Genomic DNA, 24,714 nt, shown 5'->3' on the forward strand with positions numbered 1-24,714 from the left:
GGCTTAAAAATGTACATTTGTTTCAATATTGTTTTCAATGAAAGACGCTGTTGTAATTATTCCAACTTATAATGAGATTGAAAATATCGAGCTAATTATCGAGGCTATATTTTCACAATCTAAACACATACATATTCTAATAGTTGATGATAATTCTCCAGATGGTACGGCAGACAAAGTAAAGGAACTTCAAGATAAATTTTTAGGACGTTTACATTTAAAACAGCGCGAGGAAAAATCGGGTTTAGGAACTGCTTACATTCTAGGGTTTAAATGGAGTTTGGTGAGAAGCTATGAGTATGTTTTTGAAATGGATGCTGATTTTTCGCATAACCCGAAAGACTTAATAAGATTGTATAATGCCTGTGCCAAAGCGGGTGCAGATATGTCTATTGGTTCGCGCTACATTACCGGTGTAAACGTGGTAAATTGGCCGATGAGTAGAGTTTTAATGTCTTACTTGGCATCAAAATACGTGCGTTTCATTACAGGTATGAAAATTAAAGACACCACTGCTGGTTTTGTATGTTATAAACGAAAGGTATTAGAAAGTTTAGATTTAACAAAAATTAAATTTATAGGTTATGCATTTCAAATTGAAATGAAGTTTAAAACGTATTTAAAACATTTTAAAATAGTTGAAGTTCCCGTTATCTTTACCGATAGAACTCGAGGCGAATCTAAGTTGAGTTCAGGTATTATTTCTGAAGCGGTTTTTGGGGTTCTCTCTATGAAATTGAAAAGTTTATTTAAAAGAAAGGATTTGTAATGAAGCTAAAACGTACACTTATTAAAAACGCTAAAATTGTAAATGAAGGTGAAACCTTTAGCGGAGATATATTGATTGAGGGTGAATTTATAAAACAAATAGATACCTCAATTAGTGCAAAATGGACTGATGTAAGTATTATTGATGCTGAAGGTAAATATGTGTTGCCAGGAGCTATTGACGACCAGGTGCATTTTAGGGAGCCAGGACTTACGCATAAAGCAGATATTGCAACAGAGTCTAAAGCGGCCTTGGCTGGAGGGATTACTTCCTTTATTGAAATGCCAAATACAAACCCGCAAACAACTACGGTTGAAAAGCTCGAGGAAAAGTTTGCCATAGCATCTAAAACATCTGCTGCGAACTATTCGTTTATGTTTGGCGGTACAAACGATAATCTGGAAGAGATTTTAAAGGTTGACGAAACAGCGGTTGCAGGCTTAAAATTGTTTTTGGGCTCTTCAACAGGAAATATGCTCGTGGACGATCCAAAAGTTTTAGAAAAGATTTTTAAAAGTACCAATATGGTAATTTCGGTGCATTGTGAAGATGAGGCTACTATTCGAGAAAATCTTGAAAACCATATTAAGGAGTTTGGAGAGGATATTCCAATAGAAAAGCACCCTATTATAAGAAGTGAGGAAGCATGTTACCTATCCTCTTCAACAGCTATCGAACTTGCTAAAAAAACGGGTGCAAGATTACATGTGTTTCATTTGTCAACTGGAAAGGAGACTAAATTGTTTACGAATAAAATTCCTTTAAAAGATAAAAAGATTACTGCTGAAGTGTGTATTCACCATTTATGGTTTTCAGATGAAGACTACAAGACTAAAGGTACGTTTATAAAGTGGAATCCAGCCGTTAAAACAGCAAAGGACAGAGAACAATTATGGCAGGCACTTTTAGATGATAGAATTGATGTAATTGCTACAGACCACGCGCCACATACTATTGAGGAGAAGAAAAACGTTTATACTAAAGCGCCCTCAGGTGGTCCGTTGGTACAACATGCCTTACCTGCTATGTTAGAAATGTACCATAAAGGTAAAATCTCAATTGAGAAAATAGTAGAAAAAATGTGCCATAACCCCGCGATTTTATTTCAAGTAGAGCGCAGAGGATATATAAAAGAAGGGTATTATGCAGATTTAGTTTTGGTAGATTTAAATAATCCGTGGACTGTAAAAAAGGATAATATTCTTTACAAATGTGGATGGTCTCCTTTTGAAGGCGCAACATTTAAATCTAGAATTACACATACTATTTTAAACGGTACTTTGGTGTACCAAAATTTTAAATTTCAAGATGTAAAGGTAGCTAAAAGATTAACATTCAATAGATAATGCAAAAAAAATTAATAGTGCTATGTTGTTTTTTTGTTGTGCTTTCTTCGTGCTACAAATACAACAAACCTGATAAACCAAAAAATCTAATTCCAGAAGATGAAATGGTTCATATTTTATTGGACTTAAAACTCATTGCAGCGGTCACAGGAAGAGATAAGGAAGTTCTAGATAGTGCCAAAGTTGATGCTGAAGGTTATATCTATAAAAAATATAATATTGATAGCTTACAGTTTGCCAAAAGCAATACCTATTATACCTATTACATGGATGAGTATGCTGAGATTTATGTAAAAGTAAAGGATAGCTTATCTAAGTTAAAAACCTACTACAAAGACATTCTCGACAAAGAGCGAGAGGAAAAAAAGAAGGCAGATTCTTTAAAGACAGTAAAAAAGGAATTGAAGGAACTGGAAATTGATGTAGAAATGGGAACTGGTGGGCATGAAGAGTTAGAAAACATAGAACTTATTGAGCCTGTTTCAGATAATGTTGGGCAATCTTAACAATCACCTTATCTATAGCTTCAAATTTAAAGTTTAGTGTCGTTGCCACTTTATGACTGTCGTAATGCTTTTCCGTAGTTAAAGATTTTACCAGTTGTTTTGTTAGGCGTCTTCGTTTACCCGTAAGTTTTTGTTTTAACCAGTCTAATCGCCAACCTATTTGCAATAACCAAGGTGCTGCTAGTTTTTGTGGTGGCTTTACACTTAAAGCTGTTGCCATAGTTTTTAGAAAAAATTTGTACGACCAGTTTTCGGCGACCAAAACATAGCGTTCATTTTTTTTGTCGCTTTTAAGCAACTGTATCATAATGGTCACAACATCGGTTACAGAAACTAAACCAAGACTTCCCGAAGTGTAATAGTTTAAGCCATGAAAAACTTTTTTAAATAAACTTCCAGACCCATAACGCCAAATGCCAGCGCCAAGAATAACTCCAGGATTTACAATTACGGCATCTAGCCCTTCTTGTGTGGCACGCCAAACTTCCATTTCAGCACCATATTTAGTAATGGCGTAAACACTATTGTCATCCTCAGGATTCCAATGGGTTTCTTCTGTTATAGGTTCATTTTTAGGCGAATTTCCAATAGTTGCTATAGAGCTTACATAACACAATTTTTTAACTTGATTTGAGATACATAGATTTACCACATTGGCGGTGCCTTCAATGTTACTGCGACGTAACTGTTGGTATTTGTCTGGTTCAAAAGATACAAAGGCGGCGCAATGATATACGTATATTATCCCATGCAATGCTTCGTCTAGCGCAGGAATATCTAATATATCAGCCTTAACCCATTCAATTTTATCAAAAAGCTGCTGGTAGTTGTTGGTATAGCAAGAGAACACACGTTTTACATTTTCAAGTTTACGCTCGGTTCTATAAATGGCTCGTACTTTTTCATCACTAGAAACTAATCTATAGAGTAAGTGCGCACCAACCAAACCTGTACCTCCAGTTACTAAAATCATATAACGAAATTAAAGAATTATTCAGAATCGATGCCTATTTCTACACGTATTTTTATATTTGCGCTAGTTTTCTAAAATAACATATAATGACAACCAATTTTGTAGAAGAATTAACATGGAGAGGCATGATTCACACAGTAATGCCAGGAGCTGAGGAGCATTTAATGGAAGGTATGAAAAGCGCTTATGTTGGGTTCGATCCAACAGCAGATTCTCTACATATTGGTAACTTAGTGCCTATTATGCTTTTAGCGCATTATCAACGTTGCGGACATAAACCTGTGGCTTTAGTTGGTGGTGCTACGGGTATGATTGGCGATCCTTCAGGAAAGTCCAGTGAGCGCAATTTGTTAGACGAGAAAACACTTCGCCATAATCAAGAAGCTATAAAAAAGCAACTAGCACATTTTTTAGATTTTGAAAGTGATGCCGATAATGCTGCGGTTTTGGTGAATAATTATGATTGGATGAAGGAATTCTCCTTTTTAGAATTTATCCGTGATGTTGGTAAGCATATTACCGTAAACTATATGATGGCGAAGGATTCCGTAAAAAACAGGATTTCATCGGATGATTCTGAAGGGATGAGCTTTACCGAGTTTACGTATCAGTTGGTGCAAGGTTACGACTTTTTACATTTATACAGAGCCAATGATTGCACCATCCAAATGGGCGGAAGCGACCAATGGGGGAATATTACCACAGGTACGGAGTTGATTAGGAGAATTGGCGGCGGAAAAGGCTATGCCATTACATGTCCACTAATTACGAAGTCTGATGGTTCTAAATTTGGAAAGTCTGAAGGAGGAAATGTGTGGTTAGATGCTAACAGAACGTCGCCTTATAAATTTTACCAATATTGGTTGAACTCGAGTGATGAAGATGCTGAAAAGTATATCAAGATTTTCACATTTTTAACTGAAGATGACATAAATAGTATTATTGCAGAGCATAGAGAAGCACCACATTTAAGAGTGCTACAAAAGTGTTTAGCTGAGGAAATTACTACAATGGTACACTCTAAATCAGATTTAGAAAATGCTATAAAGGCTAGTAATATTCTCTTCGGAAAATCTACAAGTGATGATTTAAAAGCACTTAATGAACAAACGTTTTTAGATGTTTTCGATGGTGTGCCGCAAACCGAAATTGATAAATCTGAGATTCTGGAAGGGTTGGATATGATTGGTGCTCTTGCCGAAAAAGGCGGGTTTCTTAAATCTAATGGAGAGGCTAGACGTGCGCTTAAAGAAAATTCTATTTCAGTGAACAAAGAAAAAGTGAAAGAGGATTATAAAATCACTGGAGCAGATTTAATCAACAATAAGTTTGTGCTTTTGCAACGTGGTAAAAAGAATTATTTTGTTATTACTGTAAAATAAAAAAAGTCCCGATTTTAAACGGGACTTTTCTAACTAACCAACTTACTAAAAATAACCTTTCTTAATCTTAGCTTCTATTTTGTCGAAATAATATCTAGAACCTTACAGCACCATTAAATTACATCCGCGAACATCGGCATTATCAAAACGTCCAATAATTTCAAAGGAATCATCAGGGTACACTTTTCCTAAATCTTGAGTAGCAATGAATGAGCAGGAATGTATGTTTGCTAAATCAATTATATTAATACCACCAGTTTTTCCTTTACCTTGTAGTGATAGAGGATCTTCAGTATCTCGAGTAAAAACTTTCATCCAGGGAGGGCAATTAAAAATACCATTGCCTTTTGAATAGGCCTGACTCAACAATTCCGTCATACCATATTCACTATGAATTTGGTTTACGCCAAATCCGTTTTTAAGAATCTGATGCAGCTCGGTTCTAATCAATTCCCTTCTTCTGCCCTTCATACCGCCGGTTTCCATTACTACGGTATTTTTTAGTTGAAACGATTGCTGTTCCACTAAATCCAGCAGTGCAAAAGACACGCCAATTAGCAGCGTTTTTTTGCCTTCAGAATTTAACCTATGGAGTGTTTCTGTTAATTCCAAAAGGTTATTTAAGTAAAATCCACTATCAGAACTGTTAGATTGTGCTATCAAATCATTCACCATATAAACCAATGAAGAGCCTTCGCGTTCTAAATAGGAAGGCAGTAAGGCTAAAATCGCATAATCTTCAATAGCGCCATAAAAATGAGAAAAACCCTTTCTAAAACTGTTTTTGTAAACATCAAGATCTGTAACATAATGTTTGCTGGTCATATTTCCAGTAGTTCCAGAGCTTGTAAATACAGTTTCAATTGGGGTGTCTTTACAAATGATTTTTCGAGTTTTAAAAAAATCTATTGGCAAAAAAGGAATGTCTTCAATCAATTTTACATCACTGGGGTGTTTGTACAACAAATCGCAAAACGACCTATAAACTCTATTATGTTGAAACTGAAATTGAAAAATTTCTAGAGCTATCGCATTAAATTCGGTTTTGTCTTTTATCTTAAAAATGGAATTGATGTCTATCATGTTAAGAAACTACGTTCCAATCAGGTGCCTTATTAAAGGCTTTTAAATTAGTGCAAAAGTATGGAAATAAAAAAAGCATCGCGAGAAGCAATGCTTTGTATGATGTTTTAAATGACAATAATTAACGTATCACCAATTTTCGTGTTTCGCTAACAGCATTTTCTGTGATTTTCAAAATATAAACTCCAGAGTTTAAAGATGAAATATCTAATTCCTTTCTGGTGGTAACAGTTGCTTTTATTTGTTTTCCGAGTACATTATAAATAGCTACTTTTTTTAAAGCGTTTCTATTGTTACTCGTGATATAAATTGTAGAAGTGTTCCCATTTGCAGGGTTTGGGTATACCGAAAGGCCCGCAATTTGTAGTCTCGCAGCATCGGGTGCTACACTGCCTTGTGCAAATCCCCTTTGAAATGGCAGGCAAATAAATACGATAAAAATCAAAAAAAAGTAGATGTTCTTCATAAAACACTTTTATATGGGCTAAAAATACTACAACAATAACAAAAGCCATACCAAAATAGTGTTAAAGATTTAGGTTTTACATCGAAATGTATCGTTTTTGTTGGCTAGTGTTACCATTTTGTTATTAATGTTTTAAATTTTATGATTTAACAGTAATAGTTTTATCTTTACTTTTCTGAAACAATTGTATCAATTTTTAATGAATAAAAAGGATATAAAAATACTTCTCGTAGATGATGAACCTGATATCTTAGAGATTGTTGGGTATAATTTATCTAACGAAGGTTATCAAGTAATTACTGCTGAAAATGGTGTAGAAGCTGTTAAAAAAGCTAAGAAAGAACGCCCGCAATTGATAATTTTAGATGTTATGATGCCAGAAATGGATGGTATTGAAGCATGTGAAAACATTAGAAAGCATCCTGAATTAAAAGACGTAGTGATTACATTTTTAACTGCGAGAGGTGAAGATTATTCTCAAGTCGCTGGTTTTGATGCCGGTGCCGACGATTACATTACAAAACCCATAAAACCTAAAGTTTTGGTGAGTAAAGTAAAAGCACTTTTACGTCGTTTTAAAGATGAAGTTAAAGATACCGTAAAGGTTGGTAATCTTGTAATAAATAGAGATGAATATAAAATTGTTCTAAAAGGGAACGAGATAATTTTACCAAGAAAAGAATTTGAATTACTATCTTTATTGGCATCGAAACCAGGTAAAGTTTTTAAACGTGATGAAATCCTAGACAAAGTTTGGGGTAATGAGGTTGTTGTTGGCGGACGAACAATTGATGTTCATATTCGTAAACTACGGGAAAAAATAGGAGATAAAAGTTTTAAAACTGTCAAAGGTGTCGGCTACAAGTTCGTGGACTAATGCAGGTAAAATTTAAAAAATCTTATAAATTTGCGATAAAAACAGCACTTTACATTACCATGTTATTTACACTCTTAATGAGTGTTTTTTTGTATTACTACTTTTCTTTTAAATGGTTACCTGTGTTATTGTTTGGCATTGGTTGCTATATCATTTCTTTTGTTATTATTCAATTTCGTGTGGAACGGTATATCTATAGACGGGTAAAAAGTATTTATGACGATTTAACGCTTTTAGAATCTACAAGTATCACCAGAGGAGCTATTACTACCGATATGGTAACTTTAACACAAGAAATCGACAAGTTTGCGCGTGATAAAAAACTAGAGATTGAAACTTTAAAGGTTAGGGAGCAATATCGTAAAGAGTTTTTAGGAAATATATCCCATGAATTAAAAACACCACTTTTCACTATTCAAGGTTATATTTTAACGCTTTTAGATGGCGCAATGGAAGATAAAAAAATTAGGAAAAAATATTTAGAACGTGCCAATAGTGCTGTAGAACGTTTGGCATATATTGTTAGCGATTTAGACTTAATTACGAAGCTAGAAGCTGGAGATTTACGCTTGCAACCTGAGGTGTTTGATATTGTAGCACTAATAAAAGAGGTGTTTGGTATGGTAGAAATGCGTGCCAATGAGAAAAAAATAACACTAACTTTTGATAGGGATTATGTAAAACCTGTTATGGTACGCGCAGATAAAGAACGTATTCAACAAGTTTTGGTAAATCTTATAATAAACTCCTTAAAATACGGCAGGGTTAAAGGTACAACCGAAGTAAGTATAGAAAACCTAATTAAAAATAAGGCGATCATTAGAGTTACCGATAATGGTGAGGGTATAGAAAAAGCCCATTTAGCACGTTTGTTTGAAAGGTTTTATCGTGTTGACAAAAGTGGCTCCAGACAAGAAGGGGGTTCCGGTTTGGGGCTATCCATTGTAAAGCATATTATAGAGGCGCACGATGAACGTATTTATGTAGAAAGTGAATATGGCGTGGGTAGTGAATTCTCATTCACCTTAGAAAAGGCTAAATAAATCGTTATAATCAATTTTAGTATTAAAACTCTTTAAGCCTTTATAATTAGAAATCTTATCTAGCATAAAAATACTAAAATCATCTTGTTCGCAACTCGGTACAAATCCTTGGTCTGTGAGCCGTTTTGCCAAATATTCCTGTTCGGTTTGTCCGGGAGTAGGGATAAAAAAAGCTTTCTTCTCTAATTTTGCAAGATCCATTATGGTGGTATAACCAGACCTAGAGAGAACCAATTTACTTCTGTTAATTGTTTTTTCAAGACGTTTGGAAGTCATAAAATTAAAAAAAGTAATACCGTTGTTTTGTTCTATGTATTGGTCCTTCTCGGGAATGCCTCGAACAAATACTATAGTGCCAGCAAAGTTTTTAACTTCCTTTAGTAATTTATCTTCAAGTAAAGTACGTTGCGGTTCTGGGCCAGAAAGTAAAACCAGTAAATCAATATCGGTAGTAGTATCAACTTTTTGAAACCTACTTATCGGACCAATATATTTAGTCTTTACACTTAAGTAGTTTTTATGTCCCAATTTACCCGATAAATTCAAATCGCCTTCAGCATCAGGGACCCAGCATTCGTTAAAACGCGACATGTATTTTTCATGTAATTTTGTACTCAACCAGGTAGTGCTGCCACTTAAAACATTTAATTGATGTGTAATAAATGCACAGGGAATACCTTGGTAATTGACGCCTAATCGGTTATCTGATATAATACCTGCAATATTGTGCGTTTCAATAATCTCAGCTATCGCTTTTTTTTCTGCTTTAATGGCCTTTAAAAGTTTGGGTGAATCTTTAATAAGTTTCAGCTTAAAATATGCACCTTTTTTAGAGTAAGCAATGTTGTAGGAGGGCAATTCAATAGAAGAAAACTTAGGAAACTCCTTTTTTAGCAACTGGAGCGCTACGCCGTCACTTGCAATTATGGGCTGAAATCCAAATAAATCTAGTGCTTTGATGATGGGGATGCATCTCGTAGCATGTCCTAGCCCCCAGTTTAACGGTGCAACAAGTATTCGTTTCTTCATTTAAAAAATTTGGGCGTGCCTCTCGTACCTCAAGTCGGGCTTTCCGCTATATCTTTTTTTTAAAACTTCGCTTCGATATATTTACCCAAAATATATTTTGGTCTCGAAAGTCTCATAAAAAAAGATCCCGCATCAATCCCTCACGCAAGTTTTCGCTAAATTCAAAAGTAAAGATACTAACACTGTCTTATATTTCCTTAATTTTGTTAATTCAAACCAAATGATAAGAAATAGTTAAGATACTTTGGGAAGTAAAAACAAACTCAAACGGTTTAAGGAAAACGAAACCTTTGCTAATGTATTTCAGCCAACAAGAGAAGAACTTGTTAATGGCAATTTCGACTTAAAAGGACAATGGAATGCAAAATTCTTTAATAATAATAATCCAATTGTTTTGGAGTTAGGTTGTGGTAAAGGAGAATATTCGGTAGCATTAGCACAAAAATATCCTAACAAAAATTGTATTGGTGTTGATATAAAGGGTGCCCGTTTTTGGCGAGGTGCGAAAACAGCAATTGAAGATAATTTACCAAACGTGGCATTTCTTAGAACCCAAATTGAACTCATAGATTTTGCCTTTGCCGAAAATGAAGTAGATGAAATTTGGATTACTTTTCCCGATCCGCAAATAAAATACAAACGCACCAAGCATAGGTTAACCAACATGGAATTTTTAAAGCGCTATAGGCACATTTTAAAACCCGATGGTGTAGTGAATTTGAAAACCGATAGCGAATTTATGCATGGTTATACCCTTGGGCTTTTGCATGGTGCCGGCCATGACGTAATATATGCCAATCATAATGTATATAAGCAGGAAGGCAGCCCTGAGGAAGTTACCAGTATTCAAACCTTTTACGAATCTCAATATTTAGAGCAGAACAAGCCCATTACTTATATTAGGTTTAAAATCAATTAATTTATGAGTTTAACCTTCATCTTTTTTTTAGGATTATTTTTTGCGCTTGTTGGGGTAGTTCCGCCAGGGTTATTAAACATGACTGCTGCAAAAATTAGCCTTAAAGAGGGACACGTAAGAGGTATTGTGTTTTCTATTGGGGTTTGTGTTGTGGTATTTGCCCAAACCTATGTTGCGGCAATATTTGCACGCTATTTAAGCAAGCATCCAGAAGTGATAGATATTTTAAGAAGTGTAGCTTTGGTGATTTTTGTGCTCATTACTGTTTATTTTTTATTTATTGCAAAGGCTTCATCCCAACAGCAAATTCAACCCAAAATAAAGAGTAAGCATAGTCGGTTTTTTCAGGGCATGTTAATGTCGGCAATTAATATGTTTCCTATTCCTTATCAAGCTTATATGACGATAACTTTGGCCTCAGTAGGGTGGTTAAACTTTGAGCAAACTAGTATTATTTCTTATGTTGCAGGTGCTTGTATGGGTACTTTTGTAATGTTGTATGTGTATATTTTCTTTTTCGATAGGATTAAAAGTAAATCCCTTACCTCGCAGAAAAATATGAATTACATAATTGGTAGCATTACTGGAATAATTTCTATTATTACCTTAGTAAATATTGTAAAGGACTGGTAGAATGAAAGCCGAAACCCTAACTTTTTTTGATAAAGTTTACAAAGTGGCTCGATTAATTCCACTAGGGCGAGTTACCAGCTACGGTGCTATAGCGAAACATTTAGGAGCTTCTAGAAGTGCGAGAATGGTAGGTTACGCAATGAACGGCTCTAGGGGCAAAGATGTACCAGCACATCGTGTGGTAAATAGAAATGGCCTGTTAACAGGTAAGCATCATTTTGATGGTACAAATTTGATGCAGCAACTTTTAGAAAGTGAAGGTATTAAGGTGAAAGATAACCAAATTCAAGATTTTGATGCGGTGTTTTGGGATCCAGGAAAAGAATTGTGATTATATCCTAGTTTTTATAAAATTTACAAATACCAACCCATAACCAAACCCAATAATTACATCAATAAAACTTCTAATGTCTAGCTGCTGTCTTATGTCATTATTGCCTATCTTTGCGTTTAGAATGATTCTTAATAAATTATGAAGCTTAATAAAAAAGATATATTAAAAGCCCTTGAAACTATTACCGTTCCTGGAGAAGGACAAAATATGGTGGAAAGTGGCGCTGTAAAAAACGTGGTAACATTTGCTGATGAGGTTATCGTAGACATCACCATAAAAAATCCTAGTCTGCAAGCTAAAAAACGTACCGAGGTCGATATTCTAAAAACGATTCACGAGAAGGTATATGAAAAAGCTAAAATTACTGTAAATGTAAAAGTTGAAGCTTCAGAAAAACCAAAAGCCAATGTAATTAAGGGAAAACCAATTCCAGGTATTCAAAATATAGTAGCAGTAGCTTCTGGAAAAGGCGGTGTTGGTAAATCTACCGTTACGGCAAATTTAGCTGTGTCTTTATCTAAAATGGGCTTTAAAGTAGGGGTTTTAGATGCCGATATTTATGGGCCATCCATTCCCATTATGTTTGATGTTGAAGCCGAAAAACCTTTAGCTGTAAATATAGATGGTAAGTCTAAAATGAAGCCAATTGAAAATTATGGCGTAAAAGTTTTATCTATTGGGTTTTTCACACAACCTGATCAAGCTGTAGTATGGCGCGGACCAATGGCCGCTAAAGCGTTAAACCAAATGATTTTTGACGCACATTGGGGAGAATTAGATTTCTTGTTACTAGATTTACCTCCAGGAACAGGAGATATTCATTTAAGTATCATGCAATCACTTCCAATAACTGGAGCAGTTGTTGTTAGTACACCGCAAAATGTAGCTTTAGCTGATGCTAAGAAAGGTGTAGCAATGTTTCAACAAGATAGTATTCAAGTACCAGTTTTAGGAATTATCGAAAACATGGCGTATTTTACACCAGACGAACTGCCAGATAATAAATATTATATTTTTGGACACGAAGGTGCGAAAAACTTGGCGGAGGACTTGGAGGTGCCATTTTTAGGAGAAATTCCGCTGGTACAAAGTATCAGGGAAGCAGGTGACATAGGTCGTCCTGCTGCGTTACAAACGGCAACACCTCTTGAGCAGGCTTTTGAAAAACTAACACAAAACGTTGTGCAGGAAGTTGTAAGAAGAAATGAAAGTTTACCACCAACGGAAGCAATAAAAATCACGACAATGGCTGGGTGTTCAGCTGTAAAAAAATAAGAGTTGAACTTGATGTAGCCTCAAGTTTTTTAAGATATTAAAATTGAAATAATGACCAGTGAAGAAATAAAATCAAACGTTGAAAAAGCCTTGGATGAAATCCGTCCGTTCCTACAAAGTGATGGTGGCGATATTTCGTTATTGTCCATTGAAGATGACAAGCTCGTTAGGGTGCAATTACAAGGCGCTTGCGTTGGTTGTAGTGTAAACCAAATGACACTAAAATCTGGAGTAGAAATGACGATTAAAAAATATGCGCCACAAATAGAGCAGGTGGTTAATATTGAGCTGTAACCATATTTAAATCCTTAAAAAGATTCAGTTTTAGATGCTTTTTCATAATAAAGCACACTCAAAATAGTCACAAAATTAAATAATCCTCAATTTTTTTAAATCCTATTAAATTAGTAGGAAAAACATTTAAAAGTTTAAAAACTTCACTTAAATTTGCGGCACGAAAAATGCTATGCTCATAGAGTAGCACAAATAGTAAACCATGCAAGACATAAACATAAAGATAACAGATAGAGATGGTGTAACCCACGACATTGTAGCGCCAACCGATATGGCTATGAATTTAATGGAAGTAGTACGTTCCTACGAATTAGCTCCAGAGGGTACCATTGGTGTTTGTGGCGGTATGGCCATGTGTGCCTCTTGCCAATGTTATGTGTTGAGCGAAACGGAACTGCCACCCATGTCTGATGACGAGGAAGCAATGTTATCTGAAGCTTTTGATGTGCAAGACAACTCGCGCTTGGGATGTCAAATCCAAATGACGCCTGATATGGAAGGTCTTGAAGTAGAGCTTGCCCCTGAGAGTTAGACTTCCCCTGTGACTTTGTCCTTAATTTAGTGTCATATTATTAATGACATTAATTAAAATTTTCCAAGATAGATTCGGTAATTATAGGTTTTTCTTTAAGCCAAATAATCAAATCATTTTTTTTAGCGAGCCCTTCATTTCAAAACGTCAATGTTTAGAGAAAGTAGACTTTTTTAGAACTAATTCTAGAATAGATAAAAACTACAAAAGATTAAGAGCAGAATGTGGGAGTTATTATTTCGTTTATCTCAACCATATTAATGGTGAAATAATCGGGACTAGCGAGAGTTATGTGGATGCCAGTGCTATGGAACATTCAATTACATTAATGAGAATGGGAACGAAAAATGTTAAATTAGATAAAGAAATATATATGGTTTAGCTAATTGTTCATTCCACAACCCCTTCCGTCTTGTAATGCATAACCTATTTTTTTGGCGTTACCCTTTTAGGGTCGGGCTTTCGGGAGTCGCTCCCTCCTGCGTCGGGGAGCTTCAACAAATCCCTCAATCCCTAACGCGAGTATACTTGCCAGCTTACCACCAAACCAGAAATACTTTTTTCATCAAACCACTTTTATACTTCACCCAAATTAATGCGGAATACTTTTGCTCAAAATAGTCTTTTGTAATAGTTGTGATTTCCTTAAAACTTAACCAGTCCACATTTGTATGTGGTGTTATTAACCAGTCTTTCTTTGCAGGAATATAAAACTTGCAATCTCTAAAAACTGCTAGTTCATTTTTGGTAATATAAAACCCAACAACACAATCATCATTTAAGGTGTTGAGCTGAATATTTTGATTGGCAAATGGTAAAAATAACTGCGCTTTAAAATACACTTGCTGTTTAATGGTTGCAGCTTTTAGATCAAATGTATCAAGATAGGGTTTACAGGTATTAGTGTGTAAAAGTGGTAGTTGCTTATCTTTTAATTTGGTAAGCTTTTCAATTAACGCATCTTTTCGGTTGGGGCCAATAAAATGCTCAATTTCATAAGTGCCTACCGAATTATCATACAAATAAAACTTATAAATAATTTCTAAATGAATAGGCTGCTTATTTTTTAGAAGTAAACAATCTAACTCACCTAAAGTCAGTTTGTCTTTTCGAATTTGAATATTTTCAGCTAAAACACGAATATTTTTTTGTTGAGTCAATTCAAAAGACACAAGGCGCTCAATATATTTGCCTAAACGTAATCCTGATTCAATAGTAATATTAATTTTTGATATCGAAGATTCGATTTTAAATTGCCTTAGACCAAAAACTTGATTACCACGCCATAAACAAGGTGTTTTTAAGAAACCTTCATAACGTGTCTGGAGCGTATTTTTCATTCCTGTAATGCAAGAATCTAATATTAAATTTCAATCCGTTCTATAATCCTGTAACTTTCTTGGGCCTTCCAACAAAACTCTAACAATCTGCAAGGTGCCATCATCTTTAGTTGCAATTTGCCATTTAATTAAAGAAATAGTGCCGTTCTCAATTTCTAAGCCCGTAATACTTCTGGGGTGTACGCAGCTACCATCATTAAAAAAAGCAATGTCTCCAGGCTCTGGGAAACGTGGGCGATGTGTGTGCCCTGTAATGGTTAATAGGTTGTTGTTTTCTGTAATCCATTTTTTGGTGCGTCGTTCTACTTTAATAAGTTCTTTGTAATTTTTAGCAGGACTTGTAGGGTCTGCAATTCCCATAACATTTAAAGGTTTCCAAAGGATACGTACCAAAAATCTGCTCCATTTCCAAAAAAGGTAATTCCACCAATCGGCTTGGTGTCCATGGGTTAAGAATAATTCCTGTTCAGTAGAACAATGTTTTAAAACAATACCTTCATGATAGGTAATGTCTCCAAAAAGTTCTACATCTTCGCCAACTTTTGGATCAAAATAAGTAGATAAATGCTCTTTTACATAATTTGGATCTCGGTATACCATATCATGGTTACCATATATCATGTGTAAACGCTTATCCTTATGAAACAATTTCATAAGCATGAATACATTTTTATGCGCATTTAAAATGGAATCAAAGGATAGGTTCTCCCAAAGTTCATCGCCATCACCCAATTCACAATATTGAAATCCTTCAGCGTAATAATGTTTTAGGGCATGAAAGTAAATATTACGATTATTAGCAAAATCATCAGCAAAACTATTATCGCCACGGTGGCAGTCACTAAAAAGTATAAACTTGCTGTCATCGTCAAAGTCAACAATTTTAGCATTTTTGTAGGCGTGGTCTAATCGTTTTTTAGAAGAAAACATGCAAAAAGATCTTTAGGCTAATATAGGTAATTTAGTCAGTACTATATCCTATTTTTTCTAAAGCATGAGGCAGCATTCTACTCACAAATTGGGTGTAAGCGAATGTAGATGGATGCAAACCATCACTAGCAACTAAGTTGGGATTTTCTATACCTTGTCGCGTAATATCAGTAATGAAAACATAGGTGATATTATTTTCATTACAATAATTTTGAATGTAATTGTTGTATGTATTAATACCTTGTGAAATAGCTAAATTTCCATTTCCAAAGGGTGTAAACGCATAATCTGGAATAGAAACCACTATTAGGTTTGCTTTTTTGCCACTAGCATATTTTGTGGCTTCGGCTACCAGTTCTGGGAACTCTTTTTCAAATATTTCAAAAGGTATGCCTTGAAATTGATTATTAACACCAATAAGCAAGGTGGCTAAATCATAATCTTCAGCGAGTGTTTCATTACTAATGGCGCTTTTTAGTGCAGTTGTTGTCCATCCTGTTCTAGCAATTACTTTTAGTTCAACCTCTCGATCGGCAATTTTTTCTTTAATGCTATCTTTAAGCTGTTCTGGAAATCTACAGGTTGCACAAACGCTTTCACCTATGGTATAGCTATCACCTAGAGACAATATTTTTAAAGTACTTTGGTTTTCTGGGTTAGTGTCATCAGGTTTTGTTTGATCATCAATTTCCATTTCAGGTGTCTCAGTATTTAACTCTGAATTTGCGGAACACCCAATAGTTACTAAAAAGATCAAACCAATCCATAGCAAAGGAAAGTTTAATTTCATTTTTATTTTAAATATACAACTTTGCGATAAAACAATAAAATCTGGAAGTGCATCCAGATTTTATCTAGTAATCTAATAATATTTATAACAGATGTTAACTAGCTTTTCTAAATAAAGGATCTGCACCAATAGTTCCAACTAAACTTTCTAGATACGAATTTGATTTTACATTTTCATAAGCTACTTTTAAAGCTTCTAGTTTTTGCTTAATCTTCATTTCAGCAACTAAGATTTCGTTTTGAGGATTAGCAATAAAATCTTCTAGATAAGCAATTTGCGCGTCATAAAAACACATGTCTTTTTGTTGTTTTAGTTTTAAACGGTCTTTATACCATTCGCTATTAATAATATAATCTCTATCGAATAATTTACGTAGTTCAGGATCGCTAATATCCTTGCCTTCGTAATGTCCGTAGGCCATTATATGTAGTAGGATTTTTAGCGGTGGAATAGCAGACGCTACGCTGCCGTCCTTAAAATAATTTAAAGCCACTTTTTGCTGTGCTTCAACTATGTTTTTAATGCCGTCTACATAATCATCTAATCCTTGCAATTCTGGTTTAAGCATACGTTCGCTAAATACGGCATTTGGCTCATCAAAAATTCTATTTAAACACCTGTAATTAAATGTTTTTGTAATTCTATAGCCCAATCTACTCGCTAAAATAGTTTCCCCTTCATATTCAAAATCATGAAGCTTTTCTAAGGAGCCATTAGCGATTAAAGCTTTTGGATCTCTATCAATTGGTTCTAATCTTGCCCAAATTTCTGGAATTAATAAGCTTACATCATGGTCTATTTTGTTTTCAGCACCAACATATCCTGCAGCAGTACTAAATCCGTTCGATTCTGTAAGAATATGGGATAGTAGTGCATTGTTTAAATCTGTTGTTGGCGTTAACATGTTAAACGGTGCTTTAGTTAATGCGCCTTCAGAACCTGCACCAGTAGTAGATGGCGATTTACCCGTTAAGCTACAAATAAAGTCCATAAACAACTCTGGAGTTTCTTGGTAATGTATTGGGTTGTAAACGGCTAATGGGCGAATTCCGGCTTTTTTGTCAACAGGATTATTTCTTCTTCCTGGTAAAACGGCATTTACAACATGTACTATAGGTTCTTCGAGTTTTACTTGTCTAGCTAAGCGCACGCCCATATCGGCTAAATAAGAGGCTTCTGTTTCATTAAAAAACCTATTAGGTTCCAAGTAGCGCGGGTTTTTAGTAGGTTCTCCATCAACAATTCGTGTGTGAGATGGTACTACAAAATATTCCTCTTCTTTATCGCTTTTTACAATACCTTCTATAAAGTCTTGTACCGGTTTGGTGTACTTGTCAAAATTTATAGTGTCCTCATAAAGTGCAATTGCATCCTCTTTTTTCATTAACTCATAATTGGTTAAGAATCGGCCATCTGTTATTAAATCTAACTCTGCACCTTTATCGTAACCTCTCACTACAGCCTCATCAGGTCTTTGGAATAGATGTGCTTCACAATTGGTAAGTACTTTTAAACTTTTGTTAGTGAACTCTGGATTGAGGTTTTGTAATTGTTCTCTAGGTAAAGTAATGGATGCAGAAATATCATCTTCAGTTTGTATTTTTTCACTAGGGGAAAAATCCGAACGCAATTTGTTTAACATCCAGTTGCCTTTCTGGTTAAAACCAATACGAACATAACTACCCATAACAGGAGTATTGTTATACCTTAATCCTGTGCCCTTTTTGCCGTTTACAATTTCTACAGACATGTATTCTTTCCAGTTTAAGGTGCCATGTGCTTGTCTGTATAAGCGCTTTACAAATAATACAAGGGAACGGATGTGAACAGGGATATTTTTTAAGAATTCATTATATTCATCTGAGTTTTCCTCTGAAGGAATTAATAGCTTTACCGCAGAACTCAGAGATCTTTCTTCACTTAAAAAGTGTCTTGATTTCGGTCTATTAGGATCTTTTACTTTCCAACGTGTAGAATAATTAAATTCTATAATTTCATCTGCTTTTTTAAAGTCTTCTTCAATATCTATAATGTTGAAATTACTGTAGGTAATTGCGTTTTGCATAGATTTTGAAATTTCTGATTTACCACCACCTGATACCGTACAGGGTTTATGGCAAAACACACCTTCTGCAAAGGTGTCTACAATGCGCCAAAGATCAACTGCCTTGTGTTTTTCCAGCCTAAATTTATTACCTGTGGGATGTACATAGGTTTTGTAGGGCGATAATGTTAATTTTTGTGGTTTTCCTTTGTGTTCCCAAGTAATACTATTGGTGTTAGTATTTACATAGGCAAATTCAGGAATGTAAAGAATGTTGGGGTACTTTTTGTCTATAGCGTAACCTTCAGGTTGCACATCAATACTGTCTCCTAGCAGTTCTTTTACGTTTTCAAAACTGTGGCGATAATTGTGGAACTCAGTATAGTCTCTTCCATCAAGGGTGTCACCCATAACTCTTCTGGCAAAGGCAATGGCACCACCAGCATGTTCTTCTTCAACTAAACCAAATAAATTGGCAGAATAACTAATTTGCGTTTTTATCTCCTTCTTAGAGTATCCATAATAGTTATCGGCGATTAAAGTTACTACAACACCTCTATCGTCTCTACAAGTAATTTTAAAAGCACTACCGTCATTGTACAGTTCGTTTTCGTCTTTCCAACACATACCATCTCTACGCTGGCGTTCTGTAGCTTCATCATAATGTGGTAAGCCAACATCTTTTTTCTTTAAAGTTTTAAGTTGTGGTGCTAGTACAATACAGCCTGTATGTCCTGTCCAATGATCGGTGTCTAAAGCGGCATCATTTTGTGCCAAGTTGGGGTCTCCAGCATTACCAAAAATGGATTCTACAAAATCTAAGTTACTCACTAAATTACCCGGTGCAAAAAAGCGGACTTCTAATGATTTTTTTGATGTTACACCTTTTACCTCCGGACAAACGGTAGGTCTCAACAACATGGATACCATTACCTCGGCCTTGTCTTCTTGACTAGAAGTAAAAGGCAAGACTTTTAAGTCCTTTGGAGGCGAAAAAGCCGAATTTAAAAAATGAGCAAATGCAATTTTAGGGACTTCCTTTTTGTCTAAAGGCACTGGTAGGCCGCCTTCAACAATGTGAAATGTGCCTTTGGTAGTTCGTTTATCATGTAAGGGATTGTTTAAAATACCCTGTTTCACTCTGTTGGAAGTTACCAAATCACTCTTAAAAGTAGTGCCGTCAGGAGGTAAGCTTACTTCTCTGGCTTGTCCTTTTTTGGATAACACCAAAGTGTTATTTGGAATTACGTATGGTTTGTTAAGAGAAACATCTTTTAAATAATCATTTAAAAAATTTTGAATTCTTGAATCTGCTGGACAATGATGAGTGGCTAAAAGACGCGATTTTTCTTGAAAGCCTTTAATTAATCCGCTTGTTAATTCTTCAAACTTAGGATTGCAATATTGCGTTTTACTATTTTCTTTGTCTTTAAATGTAGGTTGTCCTAGAGAAGCTAATTGTAAATTGGTGAATTGGATAATGTCTTTTCTTAATTCTTTCATGATAATTTAAACTATTGAATGTAAAACCAATACATTCTTGTGCGAAACAAAATTACCGTGAGAATTATTCTTAAAACCTGTCAAAAATCATATTATAGGTCTTTTTTAATAACAATGAAGTATAAAAAAGGTATAGGACCAAAAAAAGCGCTATTTAAAGGCGTTAAGGCCTGTGATGTCTAAGCCCGTAATCAATAAATGAATATCATGTGTACCTTCATAAGTAATCACACTTTCTAAATTCATAGCATGCCGCATAATACTGTATTCGCCAGTAATTCCCATACCTCCTAATATTTGTCTTGCTTCACGCGCAATATGAATTGCCATATCAACATTATTACGTTTCGCCATAGATATTTGCGCGGAAGTTGCTGTACCATTTTCTCGCATTACGCCCAACCTCCATGCTAATAGTTGTGCTTTGGTAATTTCAGTAATCATTTCAGCAAGTTTCTTTTGCTGCAGTTGAAACTGGCCTATAGGTTTCCCAAATTGCAAGCGCTCCTTACTATACCTTAATGCTGTGTCATAACAATCCATAGCTGCGCCAATGGCTCCCCATGCGATACCATATCTTGCAGAATCTAAACAACCTAAAGGTGCGCCTAAGCCAGACTTATTGGGCAGTAAATTTTCTTTTGGCACTTTTACATTATCAAAAATAAGCTCGCCGGTGGCTGATGCACGCAACGACCATTTATTATGTGTTTCAGGGGTGGTAAATCCTTCCATTCCTCGTTCTACAATTAACCCATGAATTCTACCTTCTTCATTTTTGGCCCAAACAATAGCTATTTGCGCAAATGGCGCATTGCTTATCCACATTTTTGCACCGTTAAGTAAATAGTGGTCGCCTTTATCCTTAAAATTGGTGGTCATACCTCCAGGATTGCTACCATGGTCTGGTTCTGTTAATCCGAAACACCCCATCCATTCGCCGCTTGCTAATTTAGGTAGGTACTTTTGGCGTTGTTCTTCGTTTCCGTATTTCCAAATGGGATACATCACTAAAGAGGATTGTACAGATGCAGTAGACCGCACGCCTGAATCACCTCGCTCTATTTCTTGCATAATCAATCCGTATGAAATTTGATCTAAACCAGCGCCGCCATATTCCATAGGAATATATGGGCCAAAAGCGCCAATTTCAGCGAGACCACTAATAATTTGATTTGGAAACTCTCCTTTTTGTGCATAGTCTTCAATAATGGGAGACACCTCTCGTTTAACCCATTCTCGGGCAGCACCACGTACCAGTTTATGCTCATCGGTAAGTAATTCGTCTAAATTGTAGTAATCTGGAGCTTCAAATAGGTCTGGCTTCATAGCAACATCAATGAGGTTTAAAAATGAGAATTAGCAACGAATCTTATGTTTTTTTAAGAATTCATCATTTAATTTTATCAAATTTAAAGAATATTTATTGATATCATTACATTTTCAAGTAGAAATCTTTAGTTAGGTCAATATAATCTTGGGTGTATTGGTGTCTTTGGGTTTCAATAACCAGTTCGCGAATTATGATATTGCTTTTGTGGAAAGAAAATTCAATAAGGCTTCGCTTTATATCGGAAGTTGGATTGCCTTTAACGCGTAAAATACGATTTGGAAACAGATGAATAAGACTAGCTTCTTCTATATATTTTTTTTCTTCTTTAAAAGGGAGGACTATAGAAAACTTACCTTTATCTGATAGAAATTTAACAACAGCCAAAATGATATGTTCCATTGGCATGGCATCGCTAAAACGAGCTAAATCTCTAGATGTATTATTTGTTTTGTAATCTTCGGAATAAAAGGGTGGATTGCAAATAATAAGATCAAATTTTTCATCAACAGCTTCAATGTACTCTAATAGAGACGCATGAAAACAAAAAAGTCTGTCGTTCCAAGGTGAGTTTTCAAAGTTTTCAGCGCATTGTTCAAAGGCATCATCATCAATTTCTATAGCTTCTATTTGTTGTGCATTGCTTCGTTGTGCCATCATGAGGCTTAAAATACCTGTACCAGCACCAATATCTAAAATATTATAAGGATTGTGTTTAACCGAAGTCCATGCACCTAAAAGCACGCCATCTGTACCTACTTTCATGGCACATTGGTCTTGTTGAATAGAGAATTGTTTAAATTGAAAAAGTTGTTCAGACATAACCTATTCCTCTAGATATAAATCAATTAAACCTTCAGGTGTTTCAACAAGAATAGTTTTGTTGTCTCTGTCTACGGTTATTATAAATTCATCATTCATCGGGATTAAAATCTCAGTACCATTCCTGTCAATTTCAAAAAGCGATTGCGCAGTAGTATCATTAATTGCTTTTATAGTGCCGACATCTCCAAAGTTTTTATCTCTTACGGTAAACCCAATTACTTCATGGAAGTAAAATTTGTTGCCTTCAAGTTTAGGTAATAAATCGAGAGGTAGAAATAAACCACATTTCATAATAGCGTCTGCATCTACTTCAGTATCTACATCTTCAAATTTAAGCCTGAGTAATTCAGATTTGTGAAGTTGGGAATGTTCTACAAAAAAAGGAACAAGATTGTTACGCAATTCTAAAAAAATAGCATCAAGATTTTCGTAAAGTTCTGGTTGGTCTGTGTCTAATTTTGCTAGAACCTCACCTTTAAAGCTATACTTTTTTACAATTTTACCTAAGTAAAAACAATCTTCTTTTTTCATGACAAATTATTTATTTGTCACCCTGAACTGTCACACTGAGCTTGTCGAAGTGTTGTTTCAGGGTCTTAATTATTAATTATTTAATGAAGATCCCGCTCTTCAGCGGAATTTGTTCAATTACGTATTTTGTGAGCCAAAATACTATTTCACAAAAAAACTCCGATATTTCTATCGGAGTTTAAAAGTATAAAAAATTAATTTTTATTCTTCTTCTTTTTCACCTGCTTCAGATTCTGCAGCCGCAGCACTTTCTTCAGCAGCTTCTTCTAAAGCTTCAACTTCTTCACTCGCATCTTCAGCTTCTTCAACAACAGGAGCAGCCGCAGCTATTCTTGCTTCATTAACTGCCTTTTCAGCTGCTAATGCATCTGCTTTAGCCTTAGCTTCAGCTTCTGATAACCCTTCGACTTTCGCTTGAATTTTAGCTTCTTTTTCTTCTAACCAAGCAGTAAATTTTGCTTCCGCTTGCTCTTCAGTTAAAGCACCTTTTTTAACACCACCTGCAAGATGGTTTTTTAATAAAGCACCTCTGTAAGATAGAAGTGTTCTTGCTGTATCGGTTGGTTGTGCACCATTTTGTAACCATTTTACAGCGCCATCAACGTCTAATTCTACAGTTGCTGGGTTTGTGTTAGGATTGTAAGCACCCAATTTTTCTAGGTATTTACCATCTCTTTTTGATCGTGAGTCTGCTGCTACGATCCAGTAGAAAGGTTTCCCTTTTTTACCGTGTCTTTGTAATCTAATTTTTACTGGCATAGTAATTAATTATTTGAGGTTCTCGACCTCGGTTATTAATGAGGGCGCAAATATACCATATTTTTTGAATTCCAATAGAATTTTTGATTCGAAATTTTATTTTTTAATATCTGGAAATTAATGGGTTAAAAACTTAAAACAATAAACAAGTTGGATTAGGTAGTTCAATGCTTTGTAAAAAAGATAATTTGCCGGTTTTGGTATCTATTTTAAACACTGAAATGTTACTACTTCTTCTATTGGCAACAAGAAGAAATTTTCCAGAGGGATCTAGTGTAAAATTTCGTGGCCAGTTGCCTTCTGTACTTACGTTTTCAATACGTTCAATGGTGCCGTCTTCTATGTTTCTACTAAAAAGGGCAATTGTGTTTTCACCACGATTAGAACCGTACAAGAAACGCTCATCTTTTGATAAATGGATATCAGCACATGCCACTTGTCCCTCATAATCATCGTTTAGGGTAGTATCAAAATCAATGCGGTTAAAACCAGAAGCTGTTTTTTCAATAGAAGTTATGGAGCCGCCATATTCATTAATCACATAAATAAATCTATCGTCTTTGGTGAGCGCGAAATGACGTGGGCCCGGGTTTCCTTGCATGTCAACAATAGCATCAGATTTTAAAATGTAATTTCCGTTGTCCAGTACATAATGATAAACCGCATTATTACCTAAGTCGGCGACATATAAGTCATTATTATGAAACTGTGCTGAATGTGCTCTTGCGGGTTTGTCGCCTTTATTATGATTAAAAACTTGTGATGCTTCATTTAAGCTTCCATCAGTATTAATATCATATATAGCAATAGTGCCACCACCGTAATTAGAAACCACTGTTTTCGTGCCTATTTCATTTACAGCAATATGGCATGGCCCTTTGCCATTGCTGCTCACAGAGTTAACCAATTTGAGTTTGTCTTCACTATGTAATTTAAAGGAAGATACACCTGTTTCCTCACTGCCTTCGCCCACAGCATATATGAATTTCTTGTTAGGAGCAAATGCAATAAAAGTAGGGCTTTTAGCTTCTGCAGCTAATGTGATGTTAGAGACTTCTCCTGTTTTAGAATTAAAATCTACCTTATAAATACCTTTACTTTCTCCTTCACTACCTGTACCTATATATAATGGTGTGTTTTGTGATTTACAGTTCAAAAAAAATAATGGAATTGCTAGTAAAATAAAGCGTTTAACCGTCAT

26 protein-coding genes are annotated in these 24,714 nt (G+C 35.2%); 13 read left to right on the forward strand and 13 right to left on the reverse strand.

Annotation, left to right across the window (positions count from 1 at the left end; all coding sequences use genetic code 11):
• Positions 1-37: 37 nt before the first annotated feature.
• Genes BMY39_RS03840 through BMY39_RS03850 form a run of 3 tightly spaced genes read left to right on the forward strand, consistent with a single transcriptional unit; the run spans position 38 to position 2,621 of the window.
• A complete protein-coding gene (locus BMY39_RS03840; RefSeq protein WP_092575628.1) occupies positions 38-769 on the forward strand; it encodes a polyprenol monophosphomannose synthase in 732 nt (243 codons plus the stop codon).
• Positions 769-2,115 (forward strand): dihydroorotase, encoded by a 1,347-nt coding sequence (locus BMY39_RS03845; RefSeq protein WP_092575631.1) that lies wholly within the window; start codon positions 769-771, stop codon positions 2,113-2,115. The genes BMY39_RS03840 and BMY39_RS03845 overlap by 1 nt, the downstream gene beginning before the upstream one ends.
• Positions 2,115-2,621, forward strand: coding sequence for a DUF4296 domain-containing protein (locus BMY39_RS03850; RefSeq protein WP_092575634.1), 507 nt, complete (start codon positions 2,115-2,117; stop codon positions 2,619-2,621). The genes BMY39_RS03845 and BMY39_RS03850 overlap by 1 nt, the downstream gene beginning before the upstream one ends.
• Here BMY39_RS03850 and BMY39_RS03855 read toward each other — a convergent pair.
• Positions 2,584-3,594: an NAD-dependent epimerase/dehydratase family protein gene (locus BMY39_RS03855; protein ID WP_092575637.1), complete on the reverse strand. Its 1,011-nt coding sequence runs from the start codon at positions 3,592-3,594 to the stop codon at positions 2,584-2,586. The genes BMY39_RS03850 and BMY39_RS03855 overlap by 38 nt on opposite strands.
• Positions 3,595-3,680: 86 nt before the next feature.
• Between BMY39_RS03855 and tyrS the strand changes: the two genes are divergently transcribed.
• Positions 3,681-4,976 (forward strand): tyrosine--tRNA ligase, encoded by a 1,296-nt coding sequence (gene tyrS, locus BMY39_RS03860; RefSeq protein ID WP_092575641.1) that lies wholly within the window; start codon positions 3,681-3,683, stop codon positions 4,974-4,976.
• A 102-nt stretch (positions 4,977-5,078) separates the two neighbouring features.
• On the opposite strand, the gene BMY39_RS03865 is transcribed toward tyrS, so the two are convergent.
• Both BMY39_RS03865 and BMY39_RS03870 read right to left on the reverse strand, forming a co-directional pair.
• Positions 5,079-6,059: a LuxE/PaaK family acyltransferase gene (locus tag BMY39_RS03865; protein ID WP_092575648.1), complete on the reverse strand. Its 981-nt coding sequence runs from the start codon at positions 6,057-6,059 to the stop codon at positions 5,079-5,081.
• Positions 6,060-6,180: 121 nt separating this feature from the next.
• Positions 6,181-6,525, reverse strand: coding sequence for a T9SS type A sorting domain-containing protein (locus BMY39_RS03870; protein WP_092575653.1), 345 nt, complete (start codon positions 6,523-6,525; stop codon positions 6,181-6,183).
• Positions 6,526-6,724: 199 nt separating this feature from the next.
• On the opposite strand from BMY39_RS03870, the gene BMY39_RS03875 reads away from it, so the two are divergent.
• A complete protein-coding gene (locus BMY39_RS03875; protein ID WP_092575658.1) occupies positions 6,725-7,402 on the forward strand; it encodes a response regulator transcription factor in 678 nt (225 codons plus the stop codon).
• Positions 7,402-8,445 (forward strand): sensor histidine kinase, encoded by a 1,044-nt coding sequence (locus BMY39_RS03880; RefSeq protein ID WP_092575662.1) that lies wholly within the window; start codon positions 7,402-7,404, stop codon positions 8,443-8,445. The genes BMY39_RS03875 and BMY39_RS03880 overlap by 1 nt, the downstream gene beginning before the upstream one ends.
• On the opposite strand, the gene BMY39_RS03885 is transcribed toward BMY39_RS03880, so the two are convergent.
• On the reverse strand, positions 8,428-9,474 hold the full coding sequence (locus BMY39_RS03885; protein WP_092575666.1) for a glycosyltransferase: 1,047 nt from the start codon (positions 9,472-9,474) through the stop codon (positions 8,428-8,430). The genes BMY39_RS03880 and BMY39_RS03885 overlap by 18 nt on opposite strands.
• Positions 9,475-9,718: 244 nt before the next feature.
• Here BMY39_RS03885 and trmB point away from each other — a divergent pair, with 244 nt between their 5' ends.
• The 7 genes from trmB to BMY39_RS03920 all read left to right on the forward strand — a co-directional run bounded on the left by trmB (position 9,719) and on the right by BMY39_RS03920 (position 13,843).
• A complete protein-coding gene (gene trmB / locus BMY39_RS03890) occupies positions 9,719-10,393 on the forward strand; it encodes a tRNA (guanosine(46)-N7)-methyltransferase TrmB (protein ID WP_092575670.1) in 675 nt (224 codons plus the stop codon).
• A gap of 3 nt (positions 10,394-10,396) precedes the next feature.
• Positions 10,397-11,026, forward strand: a complete 630-nt coding sequence (locus BMY39_RS03895; protein ID WP_092575675.1) for a LysE family transporter — start codon at positions 10,397-10,399, stop codon at positions 11,024-11,026.
• Between the two features lies 1 nt (position 11,027).
• Positions 11,028-11,357, forward strand: coding sequence for an MGMT family protein (locus BMY39_RS03900; RefSeq protein ID WP_092575681.1), 330 nt, complete (start codon positions 11,028-11,030; stop codon positions 11,355-11,357).
• A gap of 141 nt (positions 11,358-11,498) precedes the next feature.
• Entirely contained in the window at positions 11,499-12,635 is a 1,137-nt protein-coding gene (locus BMY39_RS03905) for an Mrp/NBP35 family ATP-binding protein (RefSeq protein WP_092575684.1), read from the forward strand.
• A gap of 51 nt (positions 12,636-12,686) precedes the next feature.
• The gene (locus BMY39_RS03910; protein WP_092575690.1) at positions 12,687-12,929 is read left to right on the forward strand and encodes a NifU family protein; all 243 of its coding nucleotides are present in this window, start codon (positions 12,687-12,689) and stop codon (positions 12,927-12,929) included.
• Positions 12,930-13,131: 202 nt separating this feature from the next.
• Positions 13,132-13,461, forward strand: a complete 330-nt coding sequence (locus BMY39_RS03915; RefSeq protein ID WP_092575695.1) for a 2Fe-2S iron-sulfur cluster-binding family protein — start codon at positions 13,132-13,134, stop codon at positions 13,459-13,461.
• A gap of 43 nt (positions 13,462-13,504) precedes the next feature.
• On the forward strand, positions 13,505-13,843 hold the full coding sequence (locus BMY39_RS03920; RefSeq protein WP_092575699.1) for a YegP family protein: 339 nt from the start codon (positions 13,505-13,507) through the stop codon (positions 13,841-13,843).
• 154 nt (positions 13,844-13,997) lie between these two features.
• On the opposite strand, the gene BMY39_RS03925 is transcribed toward BMY39_RS03920, so the two are convergent.
• The 9 genes from BMY39_RS03925 to BMY39_RS03965 all read right to left on the reverse strand — a co-directional run bounded on the left by BMY39_RS03925 (position 13,998) and on the right by BMY39_RS03965 (position 24,714).
• Positions 13,998-14,801, reverse strand: a complete 804-nt coding sequence (locus BMY39_RS03925) for a DUF1853 family protein (RefSeq protein WP_092575702.1) — start codon at positions 14,799-14,801, stop codon at positions 13,998-14,000.
• Positions 14,802-14,831: 30 nt separating this feature from the next.
• Positions 14,832-15,731, reverse strand: a complete 900-nt coding sequence (locus BMY39_RS03930; RefSeq protein ID WP_092575705.1) for a metallophosphoesterase family protein — start codon at positions 15,729-15,731, stop codon at positions 14,832-14,834.
• A 31-nt stretch (positions 15,732-15,762) separates the two neighbouring features.
• On the reverse strand, positions 15,763-16,521 hold the full coding sequence (locus BMY39_RS03935; protein WP_092575708.1) for an SGNH/GDSL hydrolase family protein: 759 nt from the start codon (positions 16,519-16,521) through the stop codon (positions 15,763-15,765).
• A gap of 94 nt (positions 16,522-16,615) precedes the next feature.
• Positions 16,616-20,068 (reverse strand): PPi-type phosphoenolpyruvate carboxykinase family protein, encoded by a 3,453-nt coding sequence (locus tag BMY39_RS03940; RefSeq protein ID WP_092575711.1) that lies wholly within the window; start codon positions 20,066-20,068, stop codon positions 16,616-16,618.
• A gap of 150 nt (positions 20,069-20,218) precedes the next feature.
• The gene (locus BMY39_RS03945; protein WP_092575716.1) at positions 20,219-21,397 is read right to left on the reverse strand and encodes an acyl-CoA dehydrogenase family protein; all 1,179 of its coding nucleotides are present in this window, start codon (positions 21,395-21,397) and stop codon (positions 20,219-20,221) included.
• A gap of 106 nt (positions 21,398-21,503) precedes the next feature.
• Entirely contained in the window at positions 21,504-22,220 is a 717-nt protein-coding gene (locus BMY39_RS03950; protein ID WP_092575723.1) for a tRNA1(Val) (adenine(37)-N6)-methyltransferase, read from the reverse strand.
• Positions 22,221-22,223: 3 nt separating this feature from the next.
• Positions 22,224-22,754 (reverse strand): ribosome maturation factor RimM, encoded by a 531-nt coding sequence (gene rimM / locus BMY39_RS03955; protein WP_092575728.1) that lies wholly within the window; start codon positions 22,752-22,754, stop codon positions 22,224-22,226.
• Positions 22,755-22,955: 201 nt separating this feature from the next.
• Positions 22,956-23,513, reverse strand: coding sequence for a 30S ribosomal protein S16 (locus tag BMY39_RS03960; RefSeq protein ID WP_092575731.1), 558 nt, complete (start codon positions 23,511-23,513; stop codon positions 22,956-22,958).
• Between the two features lie 133 nt (positions 23,514-23,646).
• Positions 23,647-24,714 (reverse strand): lactonase family protein, encoded by a 1,068-nt coding sequence (locus BMY39_RS03965; protein ID WP_092575734.1) that lies wholly within the window; start codon positions 24,712-24,714, stop codon positions 23,647-23,649.

The sequence above is a fragment of the Hyunsoonleella jejuensis genome, from assembly GCF_900111025.1.
GTDB lineage: Bacteria > Bacteroidota > Bacteroidia > Flavobacteriales > Flavobacteriaceae > Jejuia > Jejuia jejuensis.